The following is a 22263-nucleotide window of genomic DNA, read 5'->3' as shown; positions in this document are numbered from 1 at the left end:
CCCCCGCCTGCAATGATCCGGCCGCAACCGGCGGCTCCTGGCGCGGGCCGACGAGACCCATGGGGCACGCGGAGATCGCACGCTGCGAAAGAATACGGACCACCGGCGGCCACACGGCAGCCTCAGCGTGGATCCACCAGCTGATGTTTCCGGGGTCGGATGCGCATGCAGTTATTGCTGGGATGCACTCGCGTGCCTACGGGGAAGGTTCCGGTCGCCCCGGCGGTAATGCGAACCGCAGGCGCATGGCCGTGCCGACGAGGCGGTATCCGGCGAGGCCGGGAGCGCTGAACGGGTTGGGGAGGGGCGTTATGCGTCGGTGGGTGCTGTCAAGGACGTGGGTGACGTAGACAATGGTGTAGGTCTCATCCGTGCGGAGGTGACTGGCTCGTTCGACTTCGGACTCGCCGAGTTCGAACTCGCCCCGGTCCCCGGTGGAGGCCTTCACTTCGAACAGGAGGGTGCGATCGCCGTCGTGGATCAGGAAGTCGTAGCCGAGGCTGTCGTCGCCCGCGCCGTCGGCGAGGACATGCCGGCGTAGCCCGGACTTCCAGGATTCTTCGCGAGGGACGCCGTATTGCCGCTCCAGCCAGGCGGCCACGGCCACCTCCCCGGCGAGTCCGACAGCTCTGTCCCTCTGAGGGTCCCGGGGGGCGGCCCGGTATCCCCCGCCGCGACCGGCGACCGCGGAGGTGGTCCGCTGCCCGGGGAGGGCGGGCGCCGACGGCGTCCCGGGCTGTGGGGAGGCGGAGAGCTGGCCGGGAGTAAGGTCGGCGGCGACTTGCCGGGCGAGGTCGTGCAGATGGTCGGGGCCGATTGGGAGGGCACGGCCGTTCAGGAGAATGGACGGGCCCGACGGCAGGGCGGGAAGCGGGGCGTTACCGACGGGAGGGCTCGGCGGCAGGGGCGCGGGGTCGTGCAGGCCGAGGTCCGACGCGCGGTCCGTGGCGGGCATGCCCGCGGGCCAGTGACCGTGGCTCTGGAGCCAGGCGATGAGCGTACGGGTGCCGATCGGCTCGAAGTCGAGCAGGCCTTCGGCGTCCATCGCCGCCGCGACCTCGGTGGCCGACGGCAGAGAGGGGGCTTCGCGGCCCTGTCGGTTCAACCAGGCTTCCATGCGGACACGCAGACGGGGAAGGCGCGCGTGGATGGTGTCAACGCAGTCCTCGTGGATCTCTGCCACCGGTCGCGGGTGGTGCTGCCAGGCCGGTGGCGGGGGCAGGTGCGTGACCGTCCATTCCTCGGCGTGGGCGTCGAGCAGGTCAACAGAGACGTCCCAGTATGCAACTCCCCACCGGGGGTCCGGCTCCAGACCGGGGAGCGAGCGCAGCCGGACGTACTCCGTGAGGGGGGTACCCGCCTTGTGCGTGGCCACGTAGGCGTCACGGACGCGGTCGGCCATGCGGGCCCGGTTCTGCTGCAACCAGGCCTGGAACTGCCGTTGGTGGATGTCCGCGTTGTCAATGGTCGGCAGACCCAGTGTTTCCCAAGAGCGGTTGGCCTCGGCCAGGCCTACTCCCAGTTCGGACAGCATCCGCTGCCAGTCGTTCTCCTCCACGAGCCCCAGCAAGTGGTCAGCGCGGTCGATATCGAGCCGGGCGATCAGCCAGTCGTGAAGTTCGCCGCGATCGTGCAGGGTCTCCTGTCCGCGCTGCAGTTCCTCGGCGAGGACGAGGTCGACGCAGGCTAGCAGGGGGACGAGTCGGGCGCTGCCGGAGCGGATCGAGGCGCGGTCGGCAAGCACCGCCTGCAGGCGTTGTTGCGGGATGGCGAGCACGGAGGCGATGTTCGCCTCGGTGACGTCCGTGACGGTTCGGTTCAGCCGGTTCAGTGCGATGAACGCCAGCTGTACCGCCGTGCTGAGGTACGGGGCGCCGATCAGGGTACTCAGGGCGGTCGCGGCGACCTCCAGCACATGCCAGTCGGAGTGCTGCCGCGCGCACACCACGACGAGGCGGGGTTCGTCCGGATCGTCGTGCAGGAGAGAGCGGTCATCGTCGGAGGCGTCGAGGGCGTGCCCGGCGATATGGGTGACCGCGGTCCGCGCCACGACGACGCCACAGGACCGAAGCCGTTGCCTGACGCGGCGCGCGGCCGGGACCGTGGCTCGGGAGGACCGCTCCTCGTCGAACTCGACCAGCGCGACCATGAGGGTCTCCAGCCAGGGCCCGGCCAGAGCGAAAAGCGGTACTTGGGGTGCGTCGGCGATCGGCAGCTGGTCGACTCGGACGTCCAGTTCCGCCTCGCTCGTCGGCCGGATCATGAAAGGGCACTGCGTCTCCAGGTGTTCGTGGACGCGCTGGCCCAGAGCCCTGTCGTCGACCGGCAGGACGGGCAGGGATGTCTGGTCGAGCAGCCTCCGCTGCTGGGTGCCGCGGAGGTCGGCCACGTAGACCGGCTCCGGCTCGGACTCGGCTGCCAGGACGTCCAGTGTCCCGGCTCGGCTCACAAGGAGTTCGGAGAGGGTCCCGGATCGCCACCCGCTGCCGAACCCGTCCGGAGGAAGGAGTTCCGCCCAGGCCTGTTCGTAGGCCCGCCGCAGCAGATGTCCGAGGTTTCCCTGCCGTAGCCGGGGCATACGGCGGAGCAGGGAGGGCAGGTGGCGGAGCCGGTCCGTGGCGGTCCCGGGATCGTCCCATCGGCGCACGCCGAGCACTCCCAGGCGTTTGAGCACCCGGTCCGACTGCCGTCTGCGCAGCGCGGCGGAGGCGACGGTGAGGAACGCGGGCGGCGCCTCCGCTGCGGCCCACCACCACGCCTGGTCGGCCGTGGTGAACGCGGGGGCGTCTTCATCGTCGCCCGTCTGGGGAATCCAGTGCGCTCGGCTCAGGAAGGCCGCCAGTGGGGTGGGCCACGGGGTGCCCTTCAGGTCCGAACCGCCCGCGAAGCGGAACTCGAGTGCCTCGGCGGCCCAGTTGTCCAGGCCGTAGACGATCAGTTCGGCGTAGAGTCGGCGGCTCTCCGCGTCGAACGCGACGTACTCCCGCTGGCCGGGGAGCATGGCCACCTTCCTGCGGGTCGGGCGGTACTCAACGGTGTGGAAGAGATCGCCGCGGCGCTTGGGCCAGCGCTGGGCCGTCGACTGCCATTGGGCTTGCTCGTCCGGGCTCAGGTTCACGGCCCACAGCCCGGGAAAGGCGGAGGGATAGTTGAGATACTGACCCTTCACCCCATGGAACACTGGCACGTAGGTCGGTAGCAGGCCGTGGCGAACGCCCTGCTGTTCGAGAAAGCGGCGCAGGGTCTGTGCGTCGGTGCGGGTGCCGACACAGATGTCCCGGGCGGGGCGGACAACCCGGTCGGCGGTGGCGACCAGGTCACGGGAGACAGCTTCGGTGCGGTCGAGGAAGCGGGCCAGTGTCCCGTCAATCCCGCCGTGCCCGCCCGACCAGCCCTCTCCGAACATGGCCTCCGTTGCGGGCACCCAGCCTTTGCGCCCCGGCACCAACAGGCCCTTGATCACGGGCCGCTTGCCGTGCCGGTCCGGGGACGACGCCCACAGGTCGCACGCGAACAGGAGGTGCTCGCACAGGGCCTCGTCGTCCTCACGGACCTTCCGCATGGCATCGCCCAGCACCTCCAGGAGGGCTTGCGGACTGTAGTCGCGCACCAGCCCCTGTTCTTCCAGCCAGGTACGGCCCCATGAGCGCCGACTGGTTCGCCTTCCCGTCCAGGCGATCTCACTATGGACGAAGGAGATGCTCTTCACGAGGCCGGGCGGCAGGGCCGGCAGTGAGGCCGACGGGCCTTCCGCACGGCGGAAGAACAAACCGGGATCGCCGGCCGAAGCCCGCTTCCCGCCGACCGTGAGGATGATCTTCCTCCCTCTCAGTTCCTTGCCATCGCGGGCGAAGCAGACCGAGAGGTCGTGGTAGTAGTCCGCCCACCTGCCCGCGTCGAACTCCTTCTCGGAGAGGTCCGAGGCGACGCTCTCCGCCCAGCCGGCGAGCACAGAGGACTGTGGGAGGAGGCCCAGGCCACGGGCCTCACCCAGGGCAACCAGCCGCTCGGCGCGCAGAGGATGGAGCCGCGGGTCGATCACCTGCTGAGCCCCGGCTGCAGCAACGGCCTGCGGTGTGAACACGCGGGCCCGATCGGGGCCGTGCCACAAATAGCCGTGCCTGTACGAGGTTCGGGCACCCGCAGGGTGCAGTACCGGCATGAACGGCACGTCGTTGAAATCAAGGTCCAGTGCCTTGAAGGCCAGCTCCAGGCGCCGCATCTGATCGTGCTCCCAGCACATCAGGTCGACCAGGGCACCCGCGGACATCGTGACGCGTCCCTCGTCGACCAGCAGGGCCGCCTGCGCGCAGGCGGCCGCCACGGTGTCGAGCAGCAGGTCGTTCCACTGTGTGGCCTCCGCCATGGTGCGCCGGCTCACGTCCGTGTGGAACGGAGCATTGAGGAATCCGCGGACCGGACAGGTCGCCTGTGAGCCCATGGGCAGGAACGTGTACAGCCTGCCGCGCTCCAGCGGCTCGCCCACGGGTACCGCCACACTGACCACGGCCGAGTCGCCCAGGGACTGCCAGTCATCCGTCAGCGGTCCTGATTCGACGCCGGCAGCGATCGCCTCATGCGCGCGCTCACGGTCCACCGCGGCCATCACCGTGATCAGGCGGGTGCGACGGCGCAATGTGATCTGCTGGATCTTCAGGCCGCGCGAGGTGAAGAGCGGCTCCACCTTGCGCGTGTAGACGCGTGGACGCCCCCGGCCGCCCACGCGATGCGTCACGGAAACCCTGCCCAGACGCTCCAGGAACAGTTCGAACGGCGCCCCGTCGTCGGTCAGTTCGTCCAGCTGGCGTACCGCTTCCCGCTTCGCGTCGGCGTTCCGCAGCGGGAGCCTGACCACAGTCACCAGCCCGCGTCGGCGGAAGGGCACCACCGCGGCCGGGACGTCGTCCACCGGCACCGGGACCTTCAACGACGACAGGTTCGCCCGCAGTTGGCCGGCTGCCTCCGGGTCGCCGAGCGAGACCTGGTCCGCCAGCCAGTCGAAGTCCTCGTTGCGGGCGAAGCGGAAGCAGAACCCGTCGAAGGTTTTGGACGTGGCTCGCACAACGCTGTACAGCTCCGGGGCCGCGCTGAGTTGCAGGACGCTCTTGAAGCCGACGCCCTTGTGGCCGATGCCCTCGTCTGGACGCTTGCTCGACAGACCGATGCTGCAGAGCGCCTCGAAGTTCTTGTACCCAAGGGGCCGGCCACCATTTGCCACGTACAGGACGCCGTGTTCGCCCTCGTCCTCGTCAAGCACGATCTCGACACGGCCGACGCCGTCCCGGGCGGGGTGCGCGTCATGTGCGTTCTGGAGCAATTCCACAAGCACGCGCCCCTTGTACTCGGGGGAGAGCATCCGTTCGGTGATCTCTTTGATCTCGAGGGCGGCACGCCGTCCGCGCTTGAGGTCGGCGAGGCACCCCTCGGCCTCCATCACCGCCGTCGCAACGACCTGCTTCCGCCTGGCCGAGCCGCCGGCGCCCGTGGACCGCCTCGCCCGCCCCTGCCCGTCGGTCACTGTTTCCCCCCGAAGCCCCCTGAACGCACTGATGCCGACGATAGAGGTAACCACTGACATTCAGACGCACAACCCGGAACATGCCGGTCAGCGAGGACTCCTCGTCCTCACGGAATGGTACGAATGCCCTCGAAGCCCCCGTCTCCTACCCGATCAGCGAAGGCACCGGAGGGGGCGACTGGTGCCAGGCCATTCAGTGAGCCTTTTCCAACCTCCCTCCCGGTCGCGATGTGTGCGGGGATGGACCCGATGTGTTTTCGGCAGAGCCGGCGGGAGATCTTCGTGGGTGAACGGTGTTCGAACCTGGCGTCCCTTGGAACGAGGTATGACGGTCTCAGCCAAGTACGTGGGACCTCATGTCCAACTGACAGAGAGGCCGCACCATCCATTCCCCGGCGGCGGGTGGCCCATCGAAGTCAGGACTGATTACGCTCCCGGAGAGGACATGCACAACCTCGCCTTGGGGCTGCGCGGCTTCCTGGAGGTGGATCCGCTGGGATGATCCGAGGTGACTGACCGCTCGCTCCACCACGTACGGCCATGCCCGCCAAAGCCCCCGGGGCGCGGCCGGGTTGCGAAGGGGTTACCTTCTCGGGCATGGATCATCAGGGCGAGTTTCGTCGGGCAGTCCTCCTTTCCGTCGATTGTGGGGCGCTGCCGAGAGTCGACGGCTTCGACCTGCCGGCGGACGGGACACTGCTCTTCTTCGTGACCGCGGCGCGGGCCCATTCCCGCCGCCCTCGCCGCCGACGGCATCAAGTGCTGGGCCGACAAGGCGTATCAGGGCGCTGCCCCTGTGATCCGTGTCCCGATCCGGGACAAGCACCTGCGCGGCCGGCGCTGACCGTCGCAACCGCGAGCACGCCAAGATCCGCAGCCTCGGCGAACGCGCCATGGCCGTCCTCAAGTCCTGGCGGCCCCTGCGGAAGCTCGGCTGCGGCACCACCCGGATCACAGCCGTCGTCCGTGCCGTCCTCGCCCTCGAACTCTCCACCTGATCAAGAGGGAAAAGGTTCACTGACTCGTGACTGCTGCCTGCCGCACGGACGCGTCGCACAGACCCTGCTCATACCGGCATCGTCTTCGTGGCGAACCTCAGAGCCATCCGACGGTTCCTGCGCAATCAGAACATCCAGCCCCGCGAAGCCGGCACGCAGAGCGCCGTAACCCGACCCGGTGAGCCCTCCGACCCCACATGCCTACGCGACGGCTACCAGCCGTCGCGTAGGCATGTCCTGTTTCCGCAGGTGAGGGGCGCAGGACCTGGACCGCCACCGCCTCACCCCCTCATCGGGCCGATCGAGAGGCTCGAGGCCCCAGAAAACGACGAAATACCGGTGAGTCACATGACTCGACCGGTAATTCGTGAACGCTTCGGGACGATCTCGTGAACGTCCCGATGGTGTCCGAGGGGGGACTTGAACCCCCACGCCCGATAAAGGGCACTAGCACCTCAAGCTAGCGCGTCTGCCATTCCGCCACCCGGACAAGGTGTCTGTCTCGCGGGCCGTGCCCGTTCCGACGTGGGAAACCATAGCAAACATTGGAGGGTGCTCGATCACGCCCGGTCCTGTGTGAAGGCCCCATGACGAGGCGCGTCCGGCCTTGGGTGCGGGGGCCGGGCGCGGGAGGATGAAGGGGAGCACCGCGGCGACAGTGGAAGGAACCAGCGTGAGCGAGACCGATGCGGCCCTGAGCGGCCTGGGCGAGACTGCCGAGACCGAGGTGGTGGACCTCTGTCGTGACCTGATCCGGATCGACACCAGCAACTACGGCGACCACTCCGGGCCCGGCGAGCGGGCGGCCGCCGAGTACGTGGCCGAGAAGCTCGCGGAGGTCGGGCTGGAGCCGAAGATCTTCGAGTCCCACAAGGGCCGGGCCTCCACCGTGGCGCGGATCGAGGGCGAGGACCCGTCCCGGCCGGCCCTGCTGATCCACGGCCACACCGACGTCGTACCGGCCAACGCCCACGACTGGACCCACCACCCGTTCTCCGGCGAGATCGCGGACGGCTGCGTATGGGGCCGGGGCGCGGTGGACATGAAGGACATGGACGCGATGACGCTCGCGGTGGTGCGCGACCGGATGCGCAGCGGGCGCAAGCCCCCGCGCGACATCGTGCTGGCGTTCCTCGCGGACGAGGAGGCCGGCGGCACCTACGGGGCCCGCTACCTGGTGGACGAGCACCCGGACCTGTTCGAGGGCGTCAACGAGGCCATCGGCGAGGTCGGCGGCTTCTCGTTCACCGTCAACGAGAACCTGCGGCTCTACCTCGTCGAGACCGCGCAGAAGGGCATGCACTGGATGCGCCTGACCGTGGACGGCACGGCGGGCCACGGCTCCATGACCAACGACGACAACGCGATCACCGAGCTGTGCGAGGCGGTCGGGCGGCTGGGCCGGCACACCTGGCCGGTGCGGGTGACCAAGACCGTGCGCTCCTTCCTGGACGAGCTGTCGGACGCGCTCGGCACCCCGCTGGACCCGGAGGACATGGACGCCACCCTGGCCAAACTGGGCGGCATCGCCAAGATGGTCGGCGCCACCCTGCGCAACTCCGCCGCCCCCACCATGCTGGGCGCCGGATACAAGGTCAACGTGATCCCCGGACAGGCCACCGCCCACGTCGACGGGCGGTTCCTGCCGGGGTACGAGCAGGAGTTCCTGGCCGACCTCGACCGCATCCTGGGCCCGCGCGTGCGGCGCGAGGACGTGCACGGGGACAAGGCGCTGGAGACCGACTTCGACGGGGCGCTCGTGGACGCGATGCAGACGGCCCTCAAGGCCGAGGACCCGATCGCCCGCGCCGTCCCCTACATGCTCTCCGGCGGTACGGATGCCAAGTCCTTCGACGACCTGGGCATCCGCTGCTTCGGCTTCGCCCCGTTGCAGCTGCCGCCCGAGCTGGACTTCGCGGGCATGTTCCACGGCGTGGACGAGCGGGTGCCGGTCGAGGGCCTGAAGTTCGGCGCCCGCGTCCTGGACCGCTTCATCGACCACAGCTGATCCGTGCCGGCGCCCTGGCCCGCCGGTCCACGCCGATACGCGACGGCGTAATTCGCCAGGGTGTACGCCTCTAACCGGAACGGGTGAATGGGGCGTTTTACTCGTAGCCCCGTTCACCCCCTCCTCGTTACAGGTGATGCGGTCCGCGGCTGGGACCGTGTTTGCCAACTAGGAGGAATCATGATCAAGAAGATCGTCGCCGCGGCGGCTGCCACCGGTGGTCTGGTGCTCGCCGGCGCCGGCATGGCCGTCGCCGACTCGGGTGCGCAGGGTGCCGCCATCGGCAGCCCCGGCGTCATCTCGGGCAACGTCATCCAGGTTCCCGTCCACGTTCCGGTGAACGTGTGCGGCAACACGATCAACGTGATCGGGCTGCTGAACCCGGCCTTCGGCAACGTCTGCATCAACGACTGACGTTGCGCGTCAACCCGTAAGGGTTTGAGCCCGCTCGGCCCCGGAGCGCACTCCATGCGTTCCGGGGCTGCGGGGTCCTTTGCCTCCGCACGGTAGTCCGGGGGTACTCCGGAAGGTAGAAGGCAGGAAACACCTATGCGACAGGTCACGCGTAAAGGCCTGATCACCATGGCGGCCGCGGGCGGCGTTCTCGCCCTCAGCGGCGGCTACGCGCACGCCGACGCGGGAGCGTCCGGCGCCGCGACGAATTCCCCGGGGGTGCTTTCAGGGAATTCGGTGCAGATTCCGGTCAACGTGCCGGTCAACGTCTGCGGAAACTCCGTGGACGTCGTGGGGCTGCTGAACCCAACTTTCGGCAACGCCTGCGCGAACACGTCGAACGGCGCCACCGCCGGTGGCCACGGCGCCGCGTCGAACACGTCCGGCAGCCACGCCGGCACCCCGGCCTCCGGCGGACACCACCAGGGGGCGGGCACCGGCAAGCACCGGGCCGACGGCAACGGCGGCGGCGCGACCGCCGAGGGATACGCCCAGGGGTCGCCCGGTGTGCTTTCGGGCAACCTGATCCAGGCGCCTCTCGACATCCCCGTGAACGCCTGCGGCAACAGCGTCGACGTCATCGCGCTGCTCAACCCCGCGTTCGGCAACTCGTGCGAGAACGACAGCACGCCGCCGGTGGACGTTCCGGAGCCCCCGGTCGAGCACGTCACCCCGCCGACCCCGGAGCCGCACCATCCGGAGGTCCCGAACGTGCCGGAGCCGCAGACCGTGCCGGAGGCGCCGCAGCTCGCCCACACCGGAGCGGGCGGGCTCGACCTGCTCATTCCGGCCAGCGCGGGCCTGCTGCTCGCCGGAGCGGGCACGGTGCTCTACCGCCGGGCCAAGGCCGCCGCCTGACGGCAGCCCTCCAGGGGGTGGGTACGACGAAGGGAACGGGCCCCGCACACGGCGGGGCCCGTTTCGTATGCGCGGTCGGGTTACGGCCGGCTGGTCCGGCTCACCACGTGGCCCGCAGCTGACGGATGATCCGGCGGCGCAGCCGCACGCGGCGGCTCCCGTCCCGGCGCAGCGTCAGGCGGTCCAGCTCCCAGTGCCCGTACTCGGCATGGTCGGTCAACAGGCGGGCCGTGTCCTTCCGGGACACCCCGCGTGGTACGTACACATCGACAAATTCGTATTCCGGCATCGAATCCATTGTGCGGGCAGGGGCCCGGTACGGATAGCGTCTGCCCCATGTCTGATGCTGCGCAGCCCACCGCTGCCGAGGTACGCGCCGCCGCCAACGCGGTCAAAGCCGCGATCGACCACCACCTCGCGGCGGTCGAACGCCGGTCGGGGGACGATGATCCCGCCGTCTACGACGCGTTCAACGCATTGGCCGCCGCGGCCGAGGCCTACGACGAACTCCTCTACGACCGCTACGACGAGGTCACACCCTTCGAGATTCCGGGGGAGCAGGACGCGCTCCCGCCCTACAACGGACCCGACGAGCCGCACGCGATCAGCGTGCTGATCCGCCGCGACTACGCCGTGGTGGAGCCCCAGCGGCTGCTGGCCCAGGCCCAGCGTCTGGCCGACGCGGACCCGGACATCCGGGACGGCGAGGGCGCCGAGGCGGTGGGCGGCAGCGTCCACGCGGCGCTCGGCGTGCTCTTCGGCGAGTACGAGGCGGACGAGATCGCCTCCCGGCACACCGAGTTCGGCCTGGAGGAGGGCGACGCCACGCTCTGGGTCGCGGCGGCGGACGAGCTGTCCGAGCCGGGGGAGTGGCTGGCCGCCCCGTTCGACGACGCGGACCCGGAGCTGGTGGTCTGCCGCTTCGACGTCAGCGCCGTCTTCGACGACGACGAGTTCGACGACGAACCGGAGGGGCCGGAGGGCCCCGCGCTCGGCATCGGCTGACCCGCCCCGCCCGCATCCGGCCGGAGGGCCCTGCGGACGCCCCGTGCGCCCGCAGGGCCCTCCCGTGCGTCCGCTACGGCGCCTGCGGGGCTTCCAGGAGCGTCCGCAGACGTGTGGTGCGCTCCTGGGCGGGCACCTCGGCGACCGCGCGCGGCAGGGCCTGGTCCACGCCGTGCACCACGGACAGATGCCGCTCGCCCCGGCCGAACGCCGTGTACACCCACGGCCGGCTCAGCCCGCGCGCCGCGTCGCCCGGCAGCACCACGACCGCGGCGGGCCACCGCATCCCGGCCGCCTGATGGGCGCTGAGCGCCCACGCGTGGCGCACGGACCCGGCGACCCGCTCCTGCGGTACGACGACCGGGGTGCCCGCGCAGTCCAGGTGCAGGCCCTCCGCGTCGGCCGAGACGACCACGCCGGGCACCGTCCGCCCCGGCGCCGGGACGTGGGCGACCCGGTCGCCCGGATCGAATCCGCCGAAGCGGCCCGGACCGGGGTTGAGCCGCTGCTTCAGCGCCTCGTTCAGCGCGCGGGTGCCGGCCGCCCCGCCGTGGCCGACCGTGATCACCTGGGTGTCGCCGGACGGCACCCCGAGGGCGCGCGGCACCGAGTCCGCGACGAGCTGGACCGTACGGTGCACCGCCTCGCCCGCGTCCCGCACGGGCACGATGACGACCTCCTTGCCGGGCGCCGCCACCTGGTTCAGCTCACCGATGCCGATGCCCGACACCAGCTCGCCGATCGGGCCCGCGTCCGGGGTGCGCGAGACGACGCGGGGGAAGGCGCGGGCGGCCAGCACATCGGCGAACACCTGCCCGGCGCCCGCCGAGCCCAGCACGCCGGGGTCGCCGCTGAGCACCAGGCGGGTGCCGTCCGCCAGGGACTCCACCAGCATCGCGCCGGTCTCCACGTCCAGTTGGGGCGCGTCCAGCACGACGAGGAGGTCGAGGGCGAGCGCTCCCTCCTCGTCCCGGCCCGGCCCCTCGGCGCCGGACAGCAGCCCGGCGAGCGTGACGGCCGACTCCGGGGCGCCGGTGTCGCGGGCCAGCCGCCGCCGGCCGTCCTCGCTGTGCGTGGCGCCCAGGGCGCGCAGGCCGAGGCCGCGCGCGGCGGCGATCAGCGCGGCGGGCTCGGCGCGGGCCGTCTCGCCGCCGGTGTGCGCGACGAGGCGGTGGGCGGCGGCCGTACGGATCAGCTCGGCGGCCGAGGGGGAGGGGGCGGCGTCGGCAGCCCGCGCCCAGTCCGCCTCCGGTGCGGTCGCGGGGTCCGTCGCCGCGCCGCCGCCGTTGGCCAGCCGGGCCAGTCCGTCGGCCAGGCTCTCCTCCGCCAGGGCGTACCGGTCGAGCCCGAGGAGCACCTGTACGGAACCGGCCGCCTCCTCGGCGGGTTCCTCGGCGCCCCCGTCCTCCCGGCCGTCCTCCGTCGCGTCCGCGGGCTCGTCCTCCTGTCCGTCCTGGAAGACCAGCACGACGCCCTCCGCGACGGCGTGCCGTACGGCCTCGGCGGGGTCGCTCACGCCGCGTGCGCCCAGGGCGTCGCGCACCTGGTCGGCGTCCTGCGCGGTGTGGCCCCGCAGCGCGGCCCGCTCCAGCAGCCAGCCGGTCAGCGCGGCGGTGCGCCGCTCGTCGTCCGGGCCGCAGGCCGCGCCGAGCAGCGCGCGGGCGAAGGCGTCGGCCTGCTCGGGCGCGACGCCGGGCAGGGCCAGCAGCTGCCAGGGGTCCTCGCGCAGCAGCTCGGCGGCCCGCTCACCGAGCCGCTCGGCGGCGGGCCGGGCCAGGGCCTCCGGGGCCCCGCCCGCGGCGAGCACGGCCGCCACGGCGGTGACGGTCTCCGCCGGTGCCGCGCGGGGCGCGGGGGCGGGCTCGGGCGCCCGTTCCCGTACCGGCGCGGGCCGGCGGGCGGGGGCGGGGGCGGCGGAGTCGAAGAAGTCCGTCGCGGGCTTGCCGCCGCTCTCCACGGCCCGGACGGCCGCCAGCAGATCGGCCGCAGCGCCGCTCAGCTTGCCCCCGGCCTCGATGGGCCCGTCCTTGGCGGCCTTGCGCTCTTCGATCCGCTCCCGCAGGGCCCGCTGCGCGGCGAGTTCGGCCTCGGCCTCGGACAGCGCGGGGGCGTCCTCGGCGCCGGCCTCCCCACCCGCGTCGCCGGTCTCCGCCCCGCCCCCGTCCGCGTCGTCGGGCGCCTCCGGGGTCGGGGTGGCCGGGGCGTCGGCGGGGGTGTCGTCGCCTGCGGGTCGCGCGGTCACAGCGTGCTCCAGTCCTGGTCGGGATAGCGGTGCACGGGCGCCGACACGTCGTCGAGCGCCTGGCAGATCTCGTCAGGAAGACTAAGCGTCTCCACTGACAACGCCTCCGTCAGCTGCTTCGCGTTGCGCGCGCCGACGATCGGCGCCGTCACGCCCGGCCGGTCCCTGACCCACGCCAGGGCGACCTGGACGGGCGTCGTGGCCAGCCCCTCGGCCGCCGTGGCGACGGCGTCCACGATGCGGCTCGCCGCGTCGTCCAGATAGGGCTCGACGAAGGGGGCCAGCAGCTCCGACGCGCCGCGCGAGCCGGACGGCGTACCGGTGCGGTACTTGCCGGTGAGCACGCCCCGGCCCAGCGGCGACGCGGGCAGCAGCCCGATGCCGAGGTCGAGCGCGGCGGGCAGCACCTCGCGCTCCACGCCGCGCTGGAGCAGCGAGTACTCCATCTGCGTCGCGGCCAGCCGGGTCCGGGTGCCGGGCGCCGCCAGCTGCCAGGTCGCCGCCTTGGCGAGCTGCCAGCCGCAGAAGCCGGACACCCCGGCGTAGCGGGCGCGCCCGGAGGACACGGCGAGGTCCAGGGCCTGGAGGGTCTCCTCCAGCGGGGTCGCCGGGTCGAAGGCGTGCAGCTGCCACAGGTCCACGTAGTCCGTGCCGAGCCGGTCCAGCGAGGCGTCCAGGGCCGCCAGCAGATGCCCGCGCGAGCCGTCCACCCTGCGGTACGGGTCGGCGACGCTGCCCGCCTTGGTCGCGACGACCAGATCGCGCCTGGGCACCAGGCCGTCCATGAGCCGCCCGAGCAGGTACTCCGCCTCGCCGCCGCCGTACACGTCGGCCGTGTCGACCAGGGTGCCGCCCGCCTCCCAGAACGCCTTCAGCTGCTCGGCAGCGTCGTGCTCGTCGGTGTCCCGGCCCCAGGTGAGGGTGCCGAGCCCGATCCGGGACACTCGTAGGCCGGTGCGGCCGAGATGCCTCTGCTCCATGGGCGCTGAGATTACTGGCCGCGGCCGCGGGCGTCGCAGGGCTGTGGACGACCGGCGCGGTGGCGGACCGCTGACGGATCGTCCCACCGCGCGCTAGAGTCCGGAACTCAGGGACGTTACTGATCGGTAAGGGGTTCGGCTATGCGGCTCGGCATCAATCTCGGCTACTGGGGCGCGGGAATGGACGGCGACAACCTCGCCGTCGCGCAGGAGGCCGACCGGCTCGGCTACGACGTCTGCTGGGCGGCCGAGGCGTACGGCTCCGACGCGCCGACCGTACTGGCCTGGGTGGCCGCGCAGACGGAGTCGATCGACGTCGGCTCCGCCATCCTCCAGATCCCGGCGCGCCAGCCCGCGATGGCGGCCATGACCGCGGCCACGCTCGACTCCCTGTCCGGCGGCCGGTTCCGCCTCGGCCTCGGCGTGTCGGGACCGCAGGTCTCGGAGGGCTGGTACGGCGTCCGGTTCGACAAGCCGCTGGCCCGCACCCGCGAGTACGTCGAGATCGTCCGCCGGGCGATGACCCGCGAGCGGCTGTCGTACGAGGGGGAGCACTGGACGCTCCCGCTGCCGGACGGTCCGGGCAAGCCGCTCAAGCTGACCGTGCACCCGCAGCGCGAGCACATCCCGCTCTACATCGCCGCGATCGGCCCGAAGAACCTGGAGCAGACGGGTGAGATCGCCGACGGCGCGCTGCTGATCTTCCCGTCCGCCGAGCACCTGGAGGAGACCGCCGTCCGCCAACTGCGGGCCGGCCGGGAGAAGGCCGGGAAGACGATGGAGGGCTTCGACGTCTGCCCGACCGTGCCGCTCGCCGTCGGCGACGACATCCACGGCCTGGCGGACATGTTCCGCCCCTACACCGCGCTCTACGTCGGCGGGATGGGCAGCGCCAAGCAGAACTTCTACAACCGGCTCGCCCAGCGCATGGGGTACGAGAAGGAGGCCGCCGAGATCCAGGAGAAGTACCTCTCCGGCGACAAGAGCGGCGCCGCGGCGGCCGTCCCGCACCAGCTGATCGACCAGACGACGCTGCTCGGCTCGGTGGACCGGATCGCCGAGCGCATGCAGGCGTACGCGGAGGTGGGGGTCACGACGCTGACCCTGGCCCCGGCCGGCTTCACCCTGGACGAGCGGATCGCCGCGCTGCGGGCGGGCACGGACGCCCTGGAGCGCGCCGGGCTCGCGTAACCCCGCCGGGGCCGCGTACACCGCGCGGGAGCGGCGTACCACGCACCACGGCCGTGGTGGGGGCTCGGGGGCTCCCCGCCACGGCCGTCACCGGGAACAACGCGGCCGGAGCGGCCGGGTTACGGGTCCGGGCAAAAACGGTTCGCCGCCTTTCGCGCGGCCCCGGCGACGGCCTCCGCGCCCCCCGTTCGGCCCAGTCGCCGCACCCTCCTGTTGCCCGCTCCCGCCGTCCGCATTTGACTGGCGCTCGGCGAAGCCGGCACGGAGGTGGCAGTGATGCTCTCGGCAAAGAACCTGTTCCAGGAGATCCTCGACAACGACGAATCGTTCCGTCTGTTCTGCTCCATCGCCGCCAGCGGCGAGTCCCAGGGCGGCTGGGAGAACGGCAGGATCGCGGCCCTCGTCCCGGCGAGCCAGCGCGAACTGGCCCCCAGGATCGCCCGGCACGGCGCCGACGAGGACAAGCACGGCAGGATCTTCAACGCGCTGCTCAAGAAGCGCGGCCTCACCCCCGGCCCCGTCCCGCCGGACACCGACTACACGATGCTCCTCGAACGGCACGGCATCGGACTCGCGCACGAGAAGCTGGGCCGCGACGAGCCGCTGACCGAGGGCGACATCATCACCTACCTGGCCCACAGCCGGGTGACCGAGCAGCGCGCCTCCGAACAGATGCGGCTGCTGAACAAGCACTTCGCCGACCACCCCGAATTGGGCCGCGCGGTGCGGATGATCTCGAACGACGAGGACAACCACCTCGCCTACTGCCACGAGGAACTGCTGCGCTTCGCCCGCGCCGGCCACGGCCGGACGATCCAGCGCGTCCTGCGCGAGTGCGCCCTCGCCGAGATCCGCGTCTACCGCGACGTCAGCCTCGCCGTCATGGACCACATGGGCCGGGTGCTCGGCTGGTCGCGGGCGAAGGCCGGGCTGCTCGCCGCGGGCATCCACGCCATGTACGCGTACGAGCGCCTCGGCGGCTGGCGGCGCATGGTCGACCTCGCCTCGCCCGCCCGGCGCGACGCCCTGGGCGGCCCCGCGACCCCGGCCCCCGAGTACGCCTGACCCGGCCCCGGCGGGGGCTCAGAGCCAGCCGCGCCGCTTGAACTGGCGGTACAGGCCCAGGACCGCCCCCGCCATCAGCAGCAGCACCAGCGGGTAGGACCCCACCCAGCGCAGCTCCGGCATGTGCTCGAAGTTCATGCCGTAGATCCCGGCGACCATCGTCGGCACCGCGGCCATCGCCGCCCAGGCGGAGATCTTGCGCATGTCGTCGTTCTGCCGCACCCCCATCTGCGCGAGATGCGCGGACAGGATGTCCGACAGCAGCCGGTCGAGCCCCTCCACCTGCTCGTTGGCGCGGGTCAGATGGTCCTGGACGTCCCGGAAGAACGGCTGCGCGTGCTCCTGCACGAACGGCACCCCGGCGCCCGCCAGCCGGGCCAGCGGCGCGGCCAGCGGGACCGTCGCCCGGCGGAACTCCAGCACCTGGCGCTTGAAGGTGTAGATGCGGGCGGCGGTGTTCTTGGAGTCGTCCGTACCGCTCGGCGCGAAGACCTGGGTCTCCAGCTCCTCCAGGTCGACCTGGAGCTCGCCCGCCACGTCTATGTAGTGGTCCACGATGGCGTCGCTGACCGCGTACAGCACCGCGGTCGGCCCGTGCCGCAGCACCTCGGGCTCCGCCTCCAGCCGGCGGCGTACGGCGGCCAGCGGCGCCCCCTCGCCGTGCCGCACCGTCACCACGAACGAGTCGCCCAGGAACACCATCAGCTCGTGCGCGGTGACGGAGTCGCTGTCGTGGTCGTACAGCACCGGCTTGATCACCGCGAACAACGAGTCGTCGTACACCTCCAGCTTGGGCCGCTGGTGTGCGGACAGGGCGTCCTCCACGGCCAGCGGATGCAGCCCGAACTCGTGGCTGACGAGATCGAACTCCTTCTCCGTCGGCTCGTACAGCCCGATCCACAGGAACGCGTCCCCCGAGGCCCGCGCCTCGGCCAGGGCATCGGAGAAGTCGGCGGGGCCGTCGGTGCGGCGTCCGTCGCGGTAGATGGCACAGTCGACAATCACGGCGCGCATTGTTCCCTGCCCACGCCCCGCCATGCACGTCCGTCGGGGGTGTCGCGCGCCCGCCGCCCGGCCGGAACGGGACCGTACGCTGGAACGCATGCCCACCCTGATCCTCGTACGCCACGGACGCTCGACCGCCAACACGGACGGAGTGCTCGCCGGCCGCACCCCCGGCATCGCCCTCGACGAGCGCGGTCGCGCGCAGGCCGCCGCCCTCCCCGGACGGCTGGCCGCGCTCCCGCTGGCCGCCGTCGTCAGCAGCCCCCTGCAACGCTGCCGGGAGACCCTGGAACCCCTGCTGGCCGCCCGCCCGGACCTGCCGCGCCACGTCGAGGAGCGGATCAGCGAGTGCGACTACGGCGACTGGTCCGGCCGCAAACTCGCCGAACTCACCGACGACCCGCTGATGACCGTCGTCCAGCAGCACCCCTCCGCTGCCACGTTCCCCGGCGGCGAATCGATGCGCGCCATGCAGGCCCGCGCCGTCGAAGCGGTACGGGAGTGGAACGCGCGCTTCGAGGCGGAGCACGGCGAGAACGCCCTGTACGTCATGTGCTCGCACGGCGACATCATCAAGTCCCTCGTCGCCGACGCGCTCGGCCTGCACCTGGACCTCTTCCAGCGCGTCCACGCCGACCCCTGCTCGGTCACCGCGATCCGCTACACCCGGCTGCGCCCCTATCTGCTGCGCCTCGGCGACACGGGCGACCTCGCCGGACTCGCACCCCGCGAACCGGACGCCGGCGCCGGGCAGGACGCGGCGGTCGGGGGCGGCGCAGGGGCGCCGTGATCGCCGCGCACAGTAGGGTGGACGCGCCGTAGAACGCTTTCGAAGGCTCCGGCCCACCCCCCATCCGCCATCGACTCTCAAGGGAGACAGGACGTGTCCCGTCAGGTGTTCCTCTACGACCCCCCGGACCGTTTCGTGGCCGGCACGGTCGGGCTGCCTGGACGCCGTACGTTCTTCCTGCAGGCTTCCTCGGGCGGACGTGTCACCAGCGTGGCCCTGGAGAAGACCCAGGTCGCCGCGCTCGCCGAACGCGTGGACGAACTGCTGGACGAGGTGGTGCGGCGCACCGGGGGCAACTCCCCGGTGCCCGCCGTCGCCCCGATGGACGTCACCGACACCGCGCCGCTCGACATCCCCGTCGAGGAGGAGTTCCGCGTCGGCACCATGGCGCTCGCCTGGGACGGCGAGGAGCAGCGCATGATCGTCGAGGCCCAGGCCCTGGTCGAACTCGACGCCGACTCCGTCGAGGACCTCGCCGAGGCCGAGGAGCGGCTCCTGCAGGACGAGGAGAACGGCCCGCCGATGCTCCGTGTCCGGCTCACCGGCGCCCAGGCCCGCGCCTTCGCCAAGCGCGCCCTGGACGTGGTGAACGCGGGCCGCCCGCCGTGCCCGCTGTGCAGCCTGCCGCTCGACCCGGAAGGACACGTATGCCCGCGCCAGAACGGATACCGCCGGGGCGCCTCCTGACCGACGCCGAGCAGGTCACCCTGCTGGCCGAGGGCACGCTCACCGTGCTCGGGCAGGTGCGCGGGGCGTCCAACGCGGTGCTGTACTGCTCCGTGGCCCACGAGGGCGAGGAGGCGTACTGCGTCTACAAGCCGGTGGCCGGCGAGCAGCCCCTGTGGGACTTCCCGGACGGCACCCTCGCCCAGCGCGAGGTGGCCGCCTACGCCGTCTCCGAGGCCACGGGCTGGGGCCTGGTGCCGCCGACCGTCCTGCGGGACGGGCCGTACGGGCAGGGCATGTGCCAGCTGTGGATCGAAGCCGGGGCACCGGACGGGGACGAGCCGGGCCTGCTCGCGCTCATCGAGGACGAGGAGCCCGGCGAGGGCTGGAAGGCCGTGGCGTTCGCCGAGGTGGGCGAGGGGCGCACCGCGCTCCTGGTGCACGCGGACGACCCCCGGCTGCGGCGGCTCGCCGTGCTGGACGCCGTCATCAACAACGGCGACCGCAAGGGCGGGCATCTGCTGCCCGCGCCCGGCGGCCGGCTCTACGGCATCGACCACGGCGTGACCTTCCACACCGACGACAAGCTGCGCACCCTGCTCTGGGGCTGGGCGGGCGAACCCCTCACCGCCGAGGCCGTCGACGTCCTCGCCCGGCTCGCCGCCGAACTGGAGCCCGGCGCCCCGCTGGTCACCCGGCTGGCCGAACTCATCACCCCGGCCGAGATCGGGGCCCTGCGGGCCCGCGTGGCCGGGCTGCGCGCCACCGGGCTGCACCGGGAACCGAGCGGCGAGTGGCCCGCCATCCCCTGGCCGCCCGTCTGAATGCACGTTCGGCCCCCGGACCGCAAGAGGGCCTCTTCGGACGAGATCGCCCCTCCGGTTCGTATCCGGAAGCCGCATCCGGTTACGCTCGTCGCATGCATGCCTGGCCCGCTTCTGAGGTCCCCGCCCTGCCCGGCAAGGGCCGCGACCTCCGGATCCACGACACCGCGACCGGCGGTCGGATCACCCTCGACCCCGGTCCCGTCGCCCGTATCTACGTCTGCGGCATCACCCCGTACGACGCGACCCATATGGGTCACGCGGCGACCTACAACGCGTTCGACCTCGTACAGCGCGTGTGGCTCGACACCAAGCGGCAGGTCCACTACGTCCAGAACGTGACGGACGTGGACGATCCGCTGCTGGAGCGGGCCGTGCGCGACGGCCAGGACTGGACCGCGCTCGCCGAACGCGAGACGGCCCTGTTCCGGGAGGACATGACCGCGCTGCGCATGCTCCCGCCGCGCCACTACATCGGGGCCGTCGAGGCGATACCCGGCATCGTGCCGCTCGTCGAACGGCTCCGCGACGCGGGCGCCGCCTACGAACTCGACGGGGACGTCTACTTCTCCGTCGACACCGACCCGCACTTCGGTCAGGTGTCCAACCTCGACGCCGAGGCCATGCGGCTGCTCTCCGCCGAACGCGGTGGCGACCCGGAGCGCCCCGGCAAGAAGAACCCGCTCGACCCGATGCTCTGGATGGCCGCCCGCGAGGGCGAGCCGAGCTGGGACGGCGGCTCGCTCGGCCCCGGCCGGCCCGGCTGGCACATCGAGTGCGTGGCCATCGCCCTGGACCACCTCGGCATGGGCTTCGACGTCCAGGGAGGCGGCTCCGACCTCGCCTTCCCGCACCACGAGATGGGCGCCTCGCACGCCCAGGTGCTCACCGGCGAGCACCCCTTCGCCAAGGCGTACGTACACGCCGGCATGGTCGGCCTGGACGGCGAGAAGATGTCCAAGTCCCGGGGCAACCTCGTCTTCGTCTCCGCGCTGCGCCGCGACGGCGTGGACCCGGCGGCGATCCGCCTCGCCCTGCTCGCCCACCACTACCGCGCCGACTGGGAGTGGACCGACCAGGTGCTCGCCGACGCGGTCGCGCGGCTCGCCCGCTGGCGCGCCGCCGTCTCCCGCCCGGACGGGCTGTCCGCCGACGCCCTGGTCGAGGAGGTCCGCACGGCCCTCGCCGACGACCTCGACGCCCCGGCCGCGCTGGCCGCCGTGGACCGCTGGGCCGAACGGCAGAGCGCCGAGGGCGGTACGGACGAGGGGGCGCCCGGCCTCGTCTCGCGCACCGTCGACGCGCTGCTCGGCGTCGCCCTGTAGCAGCCGGCCGCACCGCCCACCGACGTCACCGGCCCCGGACTTCCGTACGAAGTCCGGGGCCGGTCGCCGTTCCGCGGCTGTCTCAGTCCTGGGTCGGGGGGCCGTCGCTGCCGTCGTCGTCGCTGTCGTCGCCGTTGCCGCCGTCCCCGTCCGGGCCGCCGGCCGGACCGGCGGTGCCGTCCGTACGGTTGCCGGGGTCGTCGGACGACGGCCGTGCGGGTCCCGCGGTGCCGGGCCGGGCCGGACCCGTCTCCGGGCGCAGCGGCTTCGGCGGCCTGACGCGTTCGCCGGACGTCTCCCGGAGGTACGAGGTGTCACCGGACTCCGTGGCATGCCCGCCGGGCGGCTGCGCGGGGCCCGGATCGCGGCGCCGCAGATACCGCTCGAACTCGCGGGCGATGGCCTCACCGCTCGCCTCGGGCAGCTCCGCCGTGTCGCGGGCCTCCTCCAGCGTCTGCACGTACTCGGCCACCTCGCTGTCCTCGGCGGCCAGTTGGTCGACCCCGACCTGCCAGGCGCGCGCGTCCTCCGGCAGCTCGCCGAGCGGAATGCGCAGCCCGAGCAGATCCTCCAGACGGTTCAGCAGGGCCAGCGTCGCCTTGGGGTTGGGCGGCTGCGACACATAGTGCGGCACCGCGGCCCACAGGCTCACCGCGGGCACACCCGCGTGGGTGCACGCCTCCTGGAGGATGCCGACGATGCCGGTCGGGCCCTCGTACCTGGTCTCCTCCAGGTCCATGGTGCGGGCCAGGTCCGGGTCGGACGTGACTCCGCTGACCGGGACCGGGCGGGTGTGCGGGGTGTCGCCCAGCAGCGCGCCGAGCACCACCACCATCTCGACGCCCAGTTCATGCGCGAAGCCCAGGAGTTCGTTGCAGAACGACCGCCAGCGCATGGACGGTTCGATGCCCCGGACCAGGACGAGATCGCGGGGCTTGTCCCCGCCGATGCGGACCACGGAGAGCCGGGTGGTCGGCCAGGTGATCTTGCGCACCCCGCCGTCCAGCCACACCGTGGGGCGATTGACCTGGAAGTCGTAGTAGTCCTCGGCGTCGAGCGCCGCGAACACCTCCCCCTTCCACTCCCGGTCCAGATGCGCGACCGCTGTGGAGGCGGCGTCACCCGCGTCGTTCCACCCCTCGAACGCGGCCACCATGACCGGGTCGATCAGCTCGGGAACGCCCTCGAGCTCGATCACCCCAGCCTCCTTCCGAAGTTCCCTTGCGTACGGGACAACCTTACGGCCTGCGGCGTCCCGAACCGCAGCCCCGTGCATGGCCGGGTGAACCTGCCCAGTTGAACAACACCTACTCATACATCCGAGCTGTCGGCCGA

General features: G+C 72.0%; 17 protein-coding genes, 1 tRNA gene and 1 pseudogene. 12 read left to right on the top strand and 7 right to left on the bottom strand.

From position 1 onward, the window contains the following. Positions 1 to 196: 196 nt before the first annotated feature. Positions 197 to 5518: a sacsin N-terminal ATP-binding-like domain-containing protein gene (locus OG710_RS04375; protein WP_330238150.1), complete on the bottom strand. Its 5322-nt coding sequence runs from the start codon at positions 5516 to 5518 to the stop codon at positions 197 to 199. 31 nt (positions 5519 to 5549) lie between these two features. On the opposite strand from OG710_RS04375, the gene OG710_RS31255 reads away from it, so the two are divergent. Next, a complete protein-coding gene (locus OG710_RS31255) occupies positions 5550 to 6020 on the top strand; it encodes a DUF6228 family protein (RefSeq protein WP_443064220.1) in 471 nt (156 codons plus the stop codon). Between the two features lie 349 nt (positions 6021 to 6369). Next, positions 6370 to 6516: pseudogene (locus OG710_RS31250) on the top strand (IS5/IS1182 family transposase); the annotation flags it as partial. Between the two features lie 402 nt (positions 6517 to 6918). On the opposite strand, the gene OG710_RS04365 reads toward OG710_RS31250, so the two are convergent. Further along, positions 6919 to 7006 (bottom strand) — tRNA-Leu (locus OG710_RS04365). A 183-nt stretch (positions 7007 to 7189) separates the two neighbouring features. On the opposite strand from OG710_RS04365, the gene OG710_RS04360 reads away from it, so the two are divergent. The 3 genes from OG710_RS04360 (at position 7190) to OG710_RS04350 (ending at position 9835) form a co-directional block, all read left to right on the top strand. Beyond that, a complete protein-coding gene (locus tag OG710_RS04360; RefSeq protein ID WP_330238149.1) occupies positions 7190 to 8524 on the top strand; it encodes a M20/M25/M40 family metallo-hydrolase in 1335 nt (444 codons plus the stop codon). Positions 8525 to 8704: 180 nt separating this feature from the next. Beyond that, entirely contained in the window at positions 8705 to 8938 is a 234-nt protein-coding gene (gene chpH, locus OG710_RS04355; RefSeq protein WP_330238148.1) for a chaplin ChpH, read from the top strand. A gap of 135 nt (positions 8939 to 9073) precedes the next feature. Next, positions 9074 to 9835, top strand: coding sequence for a chaplin (locus tag OG710_RS04350; RefSeq protein WP_330238147.1), 762 nt, complete (start codon positions 9074 to 9076; stop codon positions 9833 to 9835). Between the two features lie 100 nt (positions 9836 to 9935). Here OG710_RS04350 and OG710_RS04345 read toward each other — a convergent pair whose 3' ends face one another. Then, on the bottom strand, positions 9936 to 10124 hold the full coding sequence (locus tag OG710_RS04345) for a DUF5703 family protein (protein ID WP_018103708.1): 189 nt from the start codon (positions 10122 to 10124) through the stop codon (positions 9936 to 9938). 47 nt (positions 10125 to 10171) lie between these two features. Between OG710_RS04345 and OG710_RS04340 the strand changes: the two genes are divergently transcribed. After that, positions 10172 to 10840: a hypothetical protein gene (locus OG710_RS04340; protein ID WP_111333528.1), complete on the top strand. Its 669-nt coding sequence runs from the start codon at positions 10172 to 10174 to the stop codon at positions 10838 to 10840. 73 nt (positions 10841 to 10913) lie between these two features. On the opposite strand, the gene OG710_RS04335 is transcribed toward OG710_RS04340, so the two are convergent. Further along, on the bottom strand, positions 10914 to 13082 hold the full coding sequence (locus OG710_RS04335) for a helix-hairpin-helix domain-containing protein (protein ID WP_330238146.1): 2169 nt from the start codon (positions 13080 to 13082) through the stop codon (positions 10914 to 10916). Beyond that, positions 13079 to 14062, bottom strand: coding sequence for an aldo/keto reductase (locus tag OG710_RS04330; RefSeq protein WP_111333533.1), 984 nt, complete (start codon positions 14060 to 14062; stop codon positions 13079 to 13081). Before OG710_RS04330 ends, OG710_RS04335 begins: the two co-directional genes overlap by 4 nt. Positions 14063 to 14203: 141 nt before the next feature. Between OG710_RS04330 and OG710_RS04325 the strand changes: the two genes are divergently transcribed. Together OG710_RS04325 and OG710_RS04320 are read left to right on the top strand one after the other, a co-directional pair. Continuing rightward, positions 14204 to 15253: an LLM class F420-dependent oxidoreductase gene (locus OG710_RS04325; protein ID WP_330238145.1), complete on the top strand. Its 1050-nt coding sequence runs from the start codon at positions 14204 to 14206 to the stop codon at positions 15251 to 15253. A gap of 276 nt (positions 15254 to 15529) precedes the next feature. After that, on the top strand, positions 15530 to 16318 hold the full coding sequence (locus OG710_RS04320) for a ferritin-like domain-containing protein (protein WP_330238144.1): 789 nt from the start codon (positions 15530 to 15532) through the stop codon (positions 16316 to 16318). A gap of 18 nt (positions 16319 to 16336) precedes the next feature. Here the strand turns inward: OG710_RS04320 and corA are convergent, their stop codons facing one another. Continuing rightward, the gene (gene corA, locus OG710_RS04315) at positions 16337 to 17332 is read right to left on the bottom strand and encodes a magnesium/cobalt transporter CorA (protein ID WP_111333540.1); all 996 of its coding nucleotides are present in this window, start codon (positions 17330 to 17332) and stop codon (positions 16337 to 16339) included. Positions 17333 to 17420: 88 nt separating this feature from the next. Here corA and OG710_RS04310 point away from each other — a divergent pair, with 88 nt between their 5' ends. The 4 genes from OG710_RS04310 to mshC all read left to right on the top strand — a co-directional run bounded on the left by OG710_RS04310 (position 17421) and on the right by mshC (position 20928). After that, complete coding sequence (locus OG710_RS04310; RefSeq protein ID WP_330238143.1) at positions 17421 to 18113, top strand: histidine phosphatase family protein; 693 nt, start codon at positions 17421 to 17423, stop codon at positions 18111 to 18113. A 93-nt stretch (positions 18114 to 18206) separates the two neighbouring features. Beyond that, positions 18207 to 18800 (top strand): DUF3090 domain-containing protein, encoded by a 594-nt coding sequence (locus OG710_RS04305; protein ID WP_330238142.1) that lies wholly within the window; start codon positions 18207 to 18209, stop codon positions 18798 to 18800. After that, positions 18761 to 19603: an SCO1664 family protein gene (locus OG710_RS04300; RefSeq protein WP_330238141.1), complete on the top strand. Its 843-nt coding sequence runs from the start codon at positions 18761 to 18763 to the stop codon at positions 19601 to 19603. Before OG710_RS04305 ends, OG710_RS04300 begins: the two co-directional genes overlap by 40 nt. A 95-nt stretch (positions 19604 to 19698) precedes the next feature. Further along, positions 19699 to 20928 carry a cysteine--1-D-myo-inosityl 2-amino-2-deoxy-alpha-D-glucopyranoside ligase gene (gene mshC, locus OG710_RS04295; RefSeq protein WP_330238140.1) on the top strand — a complete coding sequence of 410 codons (1230 nt, stop codon included), beginning with the start codon at positions 19699 to 19701 and terminating at the stop codon, positions 20926 to 20928. An 82-nt stretch (positions 20929 to 21010) separates the two neighbouring features. Here the strand turns inward: mshC and OG710_RS04290 are convergent, their stop codons facing one another. Next, positions 21011 to 22126, bottom strand: coding sequence for a PAC2 family protein (locus tag OG710_RS04290; RefSeq protein ID WP_330238139.1), 1116 nt, complete (start codon positions 22124 to 22126; stop codon positions 21011 to 21013). Positions 22127 to 22263: the final 137 nt, after the last annotated feature.

The organism is Streptomyces sp. NBC_00525, from assembly GCF_036346595.1.
Classification (GTDB): Bacteria; Actinomycetota; Actinomycetes; order Streptomycetales; family Streptomycetaceae; genus Streptomyces.
The sequence above is the reverse complement of the archived record's forward strand: the minus strand, read 5'-3'. Positions and strand labels throughout refer to the sequence as shown.

Coding starts and splice junctions, on each gene's coding strand:
- chpH (WP_330238148.1), top strand. CDS start 8,705: ATGATCAAGAAGATCGTCGCCGCGGCGGCTGCCACCGGTGGTCTGGTG.
- OG710_RS04300 (WP_330238141.1), top strand. CDS start 18,761: ATGCCCGCGCCAGAACGGATACCGCCGGGGCGCCTCCTGACCGACGCC.
- corA (WP_111333540.1), bottom strand. CDS start 17,332: ATGCGCGCCGTGATTGTCGACTGTGCCATCTACCGCGACGGACGCCGC.
- OG710_RS04320 (WP_330238144.1), top strand. CDS start 15,530: ATGCTCTCGGCAAAGAACCTGTTCCAGGAGATCCTCGACAACGACGAA.
- OG710_RS04345 (WP_018103708.1), bottom strand. CDS start 10,124: ATGCCGGAATACGAATTTGTCGATGTGTACGTACCACGCGGGGTGTCC.
- OG710_RS04330 (WP_111333533.1), bottom strand. CDS start 14,062: ATGGAGCAGAGGCATCTCGGCCGCACCGGCCTACGAGTGTCCCGGATC.
- OG710_RS04310 (WP_330238143.1), top strand. CDS start 17,421: ATGCCCACCCTGATCCTCGTACGCCACGGACGCTCGACCGCCAACACG.
- OG710_RS31255 (WP_443064220.1), top strand. CDS start 5,550: ATGCCGACGATAGAGGTAACCACTGACATTCAGACGCACAACCCGGAA.
- mshC (WP_330238140.1), top strand. CDS start 19,699: ATGCATGCCTGGCCCGCTTCTGAGGTCCCCGCCCTGCCCGGCAAGGGC.
- OG710_RS04350 (WP_330238147.1), top strand. CDS start 9,074: ATGCGACAGGTCACGCGTAAAGGCCTGATCACCATGGCGGCCGCGGGC.
- OG710_RS04325 (WP_330238145.1), top strand. CDS start 14,204: ATGCGGCTCGGCATCAATCTCGGCTACTGGGGCGCGGGAATGGACGGC.
- OG710_RS04340 (WP_111333528.1), top strand. CDS start 10,172: ATGTCTGATGCTGCGCAGCCCACCGCTGCCGAGGTACGCGCCGCCGCC.